The organism is Clostridium sp. Marseille-Q5894, assembly GCF_946902305.1.
Taxonomy (GTDB): domain Bacteria; phylum Bacillota_I; class Bacilli_A; order Erysipelotrichales; family Coprobacillaceae; genus Thomasclavelia.
Genome location: NZ_CAMPPT010000018.1, coordinates 1 through 7,454, shown reverse-complemented (window position 1 = coordinate 7,454; position 7,454 = coordinate 1). Strand labels below are relative to the sequence as shown.

Genomic DNA, 7,454 nt, shown 5'->3' with positions numbered 1-7,454 from the left:
AACATTATTGTTATTATCGATAATAGTTTTTTCATGAATCATATTTTTTCCTCCTCATTATCTTTTACAATCTAAAAAGGAGAATTACTTTAAAAAAACATGTTTTTATTTAATATTTTAAAAAATGAAAAATTAGAAAAATATAATTTTATTACTATTAGTGTAATTTTGATACTTTGAAGATTTTTAATGAGAATTTAAGTATTAGTAATTAATCAAATCGTAAGTGTTTTTCAATCATTTAATTTTTTCTTATATAAAGATAAAATAATAACAGTAGTAATTAAAACAAATGGTCTAGAGATGATATTAACAATGTTTATATCATCAATATTGATGATAAGGGCTATAAGTGCAAAAATTAAGCCACATAATAAACTATGGTAAATAGCATTTTTAGAAAATGTTTTAACGATCATAAAGCCCCAGATAACCATAATAATTCCTGCAACAAGATTGATGATTGTGTGATAAATAAAATTAGATAAATGAATAAAACTAATAATACCGGCTAAGATAAGACTAGTGATCATAAAGGTAATTAGGATGAATAATGCAAATTTTAAATATATTTTTAAATATGATTTCATATTTCCTCCTTGTTATCTTAATAATATTATATTTAAGGATTGGTGAAATATGAGTATCTTCGAAGTATTTATGATAAGTCTTTGTATATATATTTATTTAAGTGTTTTACTTAGAATTTTTGGAAAAAAAGAATTTAGTCAATTAAACGTTTTTGATTTTGTTGTATTTTTAATTATTGCAGAAATTATGACCGATACAGTTGGTAATGAGGATTTTACTTTTTTTCATGGTGTAATAGCAACTGTTACATTGATCGTAGTTGATCGCTTAGTTTCCATGGTTACATTGAAATCAAAAAAACTTCGAGATATTTTTGAAGGAAGGCCAACATATATTATTTTTAAAGGAAAATTGGATCAAGAAAAGATGAAAGAACAGCGTTATACTGTAGATGATCTTTCGCATCATTTAAGAGTAAATGATATTGATAGTATTTCTAAAGTAGAATTTGCTTTACTAGAAACAAATGGTTCATTATCTATAATTCCTAAAGATGAGTGTTGTGTTGAATTGCCTGATGCTTTGATTTGTGATGGAATTGTTGATGAAGATAATTTAAAGTTACTAAATCGTGATCTCAATTGGTTAAAAAAAGAGCTAAAAAAACAGCATGTTGATCATATTGAAGATGTTTTTTATTGTATTTTAGAAAAGGATAAATTACTTGTAATAAAAAAATAGAACTGTAAAAACAGTTCTATCCTAATAACATTCGGTCATTAGCAAATTCTTCACCACTAGCTTCTTCGAATTTATGAAGCAGATCTTCGACTGTTAGTTTTTTCTTTTCTGCACCTTTTACATCATAAATTATTCGTCCATTATACATCATAATTAATCGATTACCAACGTCAATGGCATCGCGCATATTATGAGTAACCATCATAGCTGTTAGATTTTGTTTTGTAATAATTTCGTTTGTTAATTTCAAAACTTTTGCTGACGTTGCAGGATCTAAAGCAGCAGTATGTTCGTCTAATAAGAGTAATTTAGGTTTTTGCAAAGTAGCCATTAATAATGTGATTGCTTGTCTTTGACCACCGGATAATAAGCCCATTTTTGTCGTTAAACGATCTTCTAAACCTAGATTCAATGATTTGACAAGTTCACGATATTGTTCTTTTTCTTCTTTCGTAACTCCCCAAGATAAACCGCGTGGTTTTCCTCGGCGATTTGCAAGAGCTAGATTTTCTAAAATCTGCATATCTCCAGCTGTACCTAACATAGGATCTTGGAATAAGCGACCAATTTTTTTAGCTCTTTGATGTTCAGGCTGTAAAGAAATATTTTCACCGTCTAATGTAATAGTCCCACAATCTAAAGGATATAATCCAGAAATCATATTTAATAAAGTTGATTTACCAGCACCATTTCCACCAATGATAGTAACAAAATCACCCTTGTCTAATTCCAAATTGATTTCGTGAAGAACCTTTTTTTCATTAACAGTTCCAAGATTAAATGTTTTACTTACTTGTTTTAATTTAAGCATTATCATCAATCTCCTTTGTTAATTTTTTATACATTGCAACTTGTTTTCGTTTAGAAAGCATAATTGGAATTGTTAAAGCAATACCAACAAGAATAGCTGTTAATAATTTTAAATCATCAGTATTCAATCCTAATTGTAGTACTAAAGCTACAATGATACGATAAATGATAGAACCAATAACAATTGAAACTAATCTAATTGCAAAACCGCCTTTTTTTGCAGAAATAACAACTTCTCCAATAACGATCGAAGCCAATGCAATTACGATAGCTCCAGTACCAACACGAACATCAGTTGCTTGGCCATATAGTGCATATAGAGCGCCAGATAGTCCCACTAAACCATTACTGATCATTAATCCTAATAATTTCATAGTATCAGTATTGATTCCCAGTGATCTAGCCATTTGTTCATTATTTCCAGTAGCTCTGATTGATGAACCCATTTCAGTTCCAAAAAACCAGTACAGTACAGCAATAAAAATAATTACAAATATCAACGCTACGATAAGAGTGATATAATATTTATTAATATTTAAAGCTGTTGATAAATCAGCAAATAAAGTATTTGCAGTAGTTAGTGGTAGATTAGCACGGCCACCCATAATTCTTAAATTAATTGAATAAAGACCAATCTGTGTTAAAATACCAGCTAGAATGGCAGGAATCTTACATTTAGTGTGTAAAATTCCTGTAATCGCTCCAGCAATAAAACCAGCAATAATTGCGATTAAAATAGCTAATAATGGATGAATGTTGTTTAAAACACAAACAGCACATACTGCTCCACCAGTAGCAAAGCTGCCATCAACTGTTAAGTCTGCAATATCTAGTAAACGAAAAGTAATATATACTCCTAGTGCTAAAAATCCCCAGATCAAACCTAAATCAACGGCACCTAAATAAGTATAAAATAATCCCATTTTTTAACTCCTATTCTTCAATAAATGTTGCATCAGGATAATCATCTTTATTAATTGTAAGACCACATGCTTCTGCTACTTTTAAATTAATACATAAAGTACAATCTTCAGCCTTTAATTGAGCTATTGGAGTATCTGCTGCAGTTTTTTCACCTTTTAGAATTGCAACTGCCTGTTTACCAGCTTCACGTCCTAAATTTTCATAGTTGATTCCATAAGTTGCAAATCCACCAGATTTTACCATCCCTTCTTCTCCTACGATACAAGGAATCTTAGCAGGGGAAGTGATTGCTTCAACACTGCTCATATAAGTTGCAAGAAGATTATCAGTAGGAATATAAACTACATCATTTTTATCATTGACGATTTGACTAGCAACAGCTTGGATTTCGTTAGAATCAGACACTTTATAAACTTTATATTCGTATCCTTTTTCTTTGGCTGCTTCAACAGCTAGATTTCCTTGGAAAATAGAATTATCTTCACTACCACAATACATAATAGCTACTTTTTTGGCATCAGGCAGCATTTTTTCCATTAAATCAAATTGATCTTCTACAGGTGTTAAGTCACTAGCTCCAGTAACATTTCCTCCTGGTTTATCATTGCTTTTAACAAGTTTAGTGCTTTCATAATCAGTTACAGCACATCCAACAATTGGAATTTCAGTTGTTGCTGCAGCCACAGCTTGAAGTGCAGGTGTAGCAATTGCATAAATTAAATCATTACCACCATTAACTAATTTATCAGCAACAGTAGTACAGTTAGATTGATCACCAGCAACTTGATAATCAATATTATCAGCATTTATACCTGCTTTAACTAATTCATCTTTAAAACCTTTGTATGAAGCATCAAGTGCGTCATGTTGCATTAATTGGATAACTCCAATCTTGACTTCAGATAAATCTTTTGCTTTAGCATTATCTTCGTTACCAGTACCACATCCAGTGATAACAAGAACAATGGCAAAAGCCAATAAACCTTTTAATAGTTTTTTCATAAATAATCCCTCCATATTTTTAATTATTAAACAAAAAAAGTCCTCCAAAGAGGACGACAGAGTCGTGGTACCACCCCAAATTCATTATTAGTTCACACTAATAATCTCAGTAAGTATAAAACTTAACTACGATAACGGCTAGTAACCGATGATTACCTACATATCAGCATCCGACTCCGTGATGAATTCAATATTCCTTAACGCATTGTTTGCACCATCCACAATGTCTCTGATATCTAAGTTATATTTACTAGTTCACTTCATTGTCTTTGTTTAATAAATTGTTACTATTATGATACGTTATCATTATCGATTTGTCAATAAGTGATAAAAATTAAAAACATTAAGAAAGTAAAATATCAAGTGACATCATAATGACAAAACCAACCATAAAACTAATTGTCCCTAAGTCGATTCCTTCTGTTGCATTAGCTTCAGGAATTAATTCTTCAATACAAACAAACATCATCGCTCCAGCAGCAAAACACAAAGCAAATGGTAAGATACCATTTATCAGTGTCGCAAAGGCATATCCTAGAAGTGCTGCTGGTACTTCGACAAGAGCCGAAAACTGACCATACATCATTGCTTTAAAACGACTTTTTCCACATTGATGCATTGGTAAAGATATTGCTGTTCCTTCAGGAAAATTTTGAATGCCAATACCAATTGCTAAAATCAAAGCAGCTAAATAATTTTCATTTTGACATCCTGCAAATGCTACACCAACTGCTAAACCTTCAGGAATATTATGCAATGTCATCGCTAACATCAACAATTTGTTTTTAGAATAGTGATCAGGGTTGATTCCTTCTTGAACATGAGACATCATATGTTCATGGGGAAGTAATTTATCAATTAACATTAATAAACTAACACCACAAATAAAACCAACCGGTATGATCAATAAATTTAATTTACCAGTGCTTTCAAGTTGTTCTTTTGCTGGTAAAATAAGAGAAAAAAATGATGCTGCAATCATAATTCCAGCGGAACTGCCCAAGGCTATACAAACTAATTTTTTGCTAGCGCTTTTGACAAATAATACTAGTGATGCGCCTAAAAATGTCATTAACCAGTTAAACGTTGCTACGATCAATACAATAATAAAAGGACTTAATGATAGGATATATTCCATTATTTCACCTCATTTATTATTATGTAATTAATTTTATAGCATATGGGCATTTGTGTTTGTTCCCTCTAAAATTATGTGGTATGATTAAACAAATGAGGTGATTATAGATGGAAGAAATGACGATTGCTATGCAAAACTATTTAGAATTGATTTATGAATTATCTTTAGATGGAAAAAAAGCCCGTGTGAGTGATATTGCTAGACAGCTGGGAGTTTCTAAACCTAGTGTTAATAATGCAGTTGTTGTATTGGCCAAAAATGGTTATGTTGATTATGAAAAATATGCAGATATCAAGTTAACAGCTAAAGGTAAGAAGACGGCAAAGTTTATTTGCAGTAAACATCAGACAATCAAACAGCTGTTTGTAGAGGTTTTACATATTGATGAAAAAATTGCTGATAAAGACGCGTGTTTAATTGAACATGTTATTTCTGATGAAAGTATTAAAGCAATGAGGGAATATATGAAAAAAGATTAAAGCATCAAAGATGCTTTTTTCTTTAAGTATTTTTAAGTATTTTTAAGTACATGTATTGAATTATAATTATTTTTAAGTATAATAATGGTTAGGAGGTGGAAAAATGAAATATCAATGTGTATTTAGTGATATTGATGGAACTTTGTTAAATTCTCAACATGAAGTTACAAATAGGACGAAAATGAAAGTTCATGAGTTAGTGAATCAGGGGATACCTTTTGTTCTGGTTTCAGCACGAACGCCAAGTGGGATAAAGACAGTAATGAATCAGTTAGATATTCATATCCCGATAATCAGTTATAGTGGTGGATTAGTAATCAACAAAGATAATGAGATTTTATATTCAAGAGGAATATCTGTAGAGAATGCCAAACAAATTTCTGAATTTATTGAAAAAAATTATCAAATCAGTGTTAATATTTGCAGTAATGATCATTGGATGAGCAGTGATTTAAAAAATCCTTGGGTTAAACAAGAAGCTGATATAACAGGAATCACACCAGAGAAATTAGATTTTAGTAAAATCGATATTGTTCATAAGATTTTATGTATGGGTGATAAAAATACTGTTGATTTAGTTGAACAGGCATTGTTAAAGAAATATGATTTCTTATCTGTTTATAAATCAAAAGAGACTTATTTAGAGATTATGGATAAAAGTATTTCAAAAGCTAATGCCATAAATATATTGTGTGAAAGGCTTAATATTGATGTTACAAAGACTGTTTCATTTGGAGATAATTATAATGATATTGACATGCTTCTAGCTACAGGGAGTGGTTTTGTTATGGCTAATGCACCGCAAGATGTTTTAAACCAAATTGCTAGACATACGAAATCTAATGATCAAGATGGAATAGTTTATGCTTTAGAAAATTTAATTGATAAGGAATAGATTTATAATGTATCAAGAAGAAAGAGTTTATCAGATATTGGAATTATTGAAAAAAGAGAAAACTTTAACAAATCAAGATATTATGAATAAATTTAATATTTCTAGAGATACTGCAAGAAGAGATATTATCAAATTAGTTAATGAAGGATTGGCAACACGTACTCATGGTGGAATAACTTTAACTTCATTACATAGTCCAATTGATAATTATCATAATCGGCAAGTTAAGAATAAGGAAATAAAAAAGGAACTTGCTATTAGAGCAATTAAATATCTTAATGGTCATAAAGTTTGTTTTTTTGATGTTTCAACAACGATTGAAGAAATGTGTGAAATGGTTCCTAATAAAATAGAAGCTTATAGTCATTCACTTGATAACATTGAAAAACTAGCTAATTATTGTAGTGCTCATATGATTGGTGGAAAATATAATAATTATAATCGTTATATGTATGGAAGTCAGGCATTAGAAATGCTGGATAATATATATTTTGATGTTGCTTTTATTGGTGCTGCGGCAATAAAAGAAGATGGTATATATGTTGAAGAATATGAAGATGCTGCAATAAAGAAAAAAGTAGCATCGAGAAGTGCAAGTGTTTGTTTAGTTGTCGATGATAGCAAGTTTTTAAAGACAAGTTCATACAAAGCTTTGAATTGGAATGCAATCAATTTTATTATTACTAATACATTATTACCAGAATCATTGATGAAAAAAATAACTGAGGCAGGATGTATATTAGATATTAATTAAATAGCAGATGTTATTTTTTGAATAATATTTTACTAAAAATTAATTATAAAATTTAAATTTATAAAAGTAATTCTCCTTTTTAGATTGTAAAAGATAATGAGGAGGAAAAAATATGATTCATGAAAAAACTATTATCGATAATAACAATAATGTTAGCTTTAGTAATGATCTGTTCTTTAA

At 29.8% G+C, this 7,454-nt stretch carries 9 protein-coding genes and 1 other annotated feature; of the genes, 4 read left to right on the top strand and 5 right to left on the bottom strand.

The window, feature by feature from the left end; translation table 11 throughout:
• Positions 1 to 233: 233 nt before the first annotated feature.
• Positions 234 to 590 carry a DUF3792 domain-containing protein gene (locus tag OC535_RS14640; protein WP_227053357.1) on the bottom strand — a complete coding sequence of 119 codons (357 nt, stop codon included), beginning with the start codon at positions 588 to 590 and terminating at the stop codon, positions 234 to 236.
• 49 nt (positions 591 to 639) lie between these two features.
• On the opposite strand from OC535_RS14640, the gene OC535_RS14635 reads away from it, so the two are divergent.
• Positions 640 to 1,272 carry a YetF domain-containing protein gene (locus OC535_RS14635; RefSeq protein WP_024720672.1) on the top strand — a complete coding sequence of 211 codons (633 nt, stop codon included), beginning with the start codon at positions 640 to 642 and terminating at the stop codon, positions 1,270 to 1,272.
• 16 nt (positions 1,273 to 1,288) lie between these two features.
• Here OC535_RS14635 and OC535_RS14630 read toward each other — a convergent pair whose 3' ends face one another.
• From OC535_RS14630 to OC535_RS14615, 4 genes are all read right to left on the bottom strand, one after another.
• A complete protein-coding gene (locus tag OC535_RS14630; RefSeq protein ID WP_498824168.1) occupies positions 1,289 to 2,083 on the bottom strand; it encodes an ABC transporter ATP-binding protein in 795 nt (264 codons plus the stop codon).
• Positions 2,076 to 3,005, bottom strand: coding sequence for an ABC transporter permease (locus OC535_RS14625; RefSeq protein ID WP_024720670.1), 930 nt, complete (start codon positions 3,003 to 3,005; stop codon positions 2,076 to 2,078). The genes OC535_RS14630 and OC535_RS14625 overlap by 8 nt, the downstream gene beginning before the upstream one ends.
• A gap of 10 nt (positions 3,006 to 3,015) precedes the next feature.
• Positions 3,016 to 4,008 (bottom strand): ABC transporter substrate-binding protein, encoded by a 993-nt coding sequence (locus tag OC535_RS14620; RefSeq protein WP_227053358.1) that lies wholly within the window; start codon positions 4,006 to 4,008, stop codon positions 3,016 to 3,018.
• 46 nt (positions 4,009 to 4,054) lie between these two features.
• Positions 4,055 to 4,281 (bottom strand) — a binding site (T-box leader).
• A gap of 70 nt (positions 4,282 to 4,351) precedes the next feature.
• On the bottom strand, positions 4,352 to 5,146 hold the full coding sequence (locus OC535_RS14615; RefSeq protein ID WP_024720668.1) for a ZIP family metal transporter: 795 nt from the start codon (positions 5,144 to 5,146) through the stop codon (positions 4,352 to 4,354).
• 107 nt (positions 5,147 to 5,253) lie between these two features.
• Between OC535_RS14615 and OC535_RS14610 the strand changes: the two genes are divergently transcribed.
• The 3 genes from OC535_RS14610 (at position 5,254) to OC535_RS14600 (ending at position 7,274) form a co-directional block, all read left to right on the top strand.
• Positions 5,254 to 5,625, top strand: a complete 372-nt coding sequence (locus OC535_RS14610) for a metal-dependent transcriptional regulator (RefSeq protein ID WP_024720667.1) — start codon at positions 5,254 to 5,256, stop codon at positions 5,623 to 5,625.
• A 103-nt stretch (positions 5,626 to 5,728) separates the two neighbouring features.
• Entirely contained in the window at positions 5,729 to 6,520 is a 792-nt protein-coding gene (locus OC535_RS14605; protein ID WP_227053361.1) for a Cof-type HAD-IIB family hydrolase, read from the top strand.
• A gap of 7 nt (positions 6,521 to 6,527) precedes the next feature.
• Positions 6,528 to 7,274 (top strand): DeoR/GlpR family DNA-binding transcription regulator, encoded by a 747-nt coding sequence (locus OC535_RS14600; protein WP_227053362.1) that lies wholly within the window; start codon positions 6,528 to 6,530, stop codon positions 7,272 to 7,274.
• The last annotated feature ends 180 nt before the right edge of the window (positions 7,275 to 7,454 follow it).

Coding starts and splice junctions, on each gene's coding strand:
- OC535_RS14640 (WP_227053357.1), bottom strand. CDS start 590: ATGAAATCATATTTAAAAATATATTTAAAATTTGCATTATTCATCCTA.
- OC535_RS14615 (WP_024720668.1), bottom strand. CDS start 5,146: ATGGAATATATCCTATCATTAAGTCCTTTTATTATTGTATTGATCGTA.
- OC535_RS14625 (WP_024720670.1), bottom strand. CDS start 3,005: ATGGGATTATTTTATACTTATTTAGGTGCCGTTGATTTAGGTTTGATC.
- OC535_RS14620 (WP_227053358.1), bottom strand. CDS start 4,008: ATGAAAAAACTATTAAAAGGTTTATTGGCTTTTGCCATTGTTCTTGTT.
- OC535_RS14610 (WP_024720667.1), top strand. CDS start 5,254: ATGGAAGAAATGACGATTGCTATGCAAAACTATTTAGAATTGATTTAT.
- OC535_RS14630 (WP_498824168.1), bottom strand. CDS start 2,083: ATGCTTAAATTAAAACAAGTAAGTAAAACATTTAATCTTGGAACTGTT.
- OC535_RS14600 (WP_227053362.1), top strand. CDS start 6,528: ATGTATCAAGAAGAAAGAGTTTATCAGATATTGGAATTATTGAAAAAA.
- OC535_RS14605 (WP_227053361.1), top strand. CDS start 5,729: ATGAAATATCAATGTGTATTTAGTGATATTGATGGAACTTTGTTAAAT.
- OC535_RS14635 (WP_024720672.1), top strand. CDS start 640: ATGAGTATCTTCGAAGTATTTATGATAAGTCTTTGTATATATATTTAT.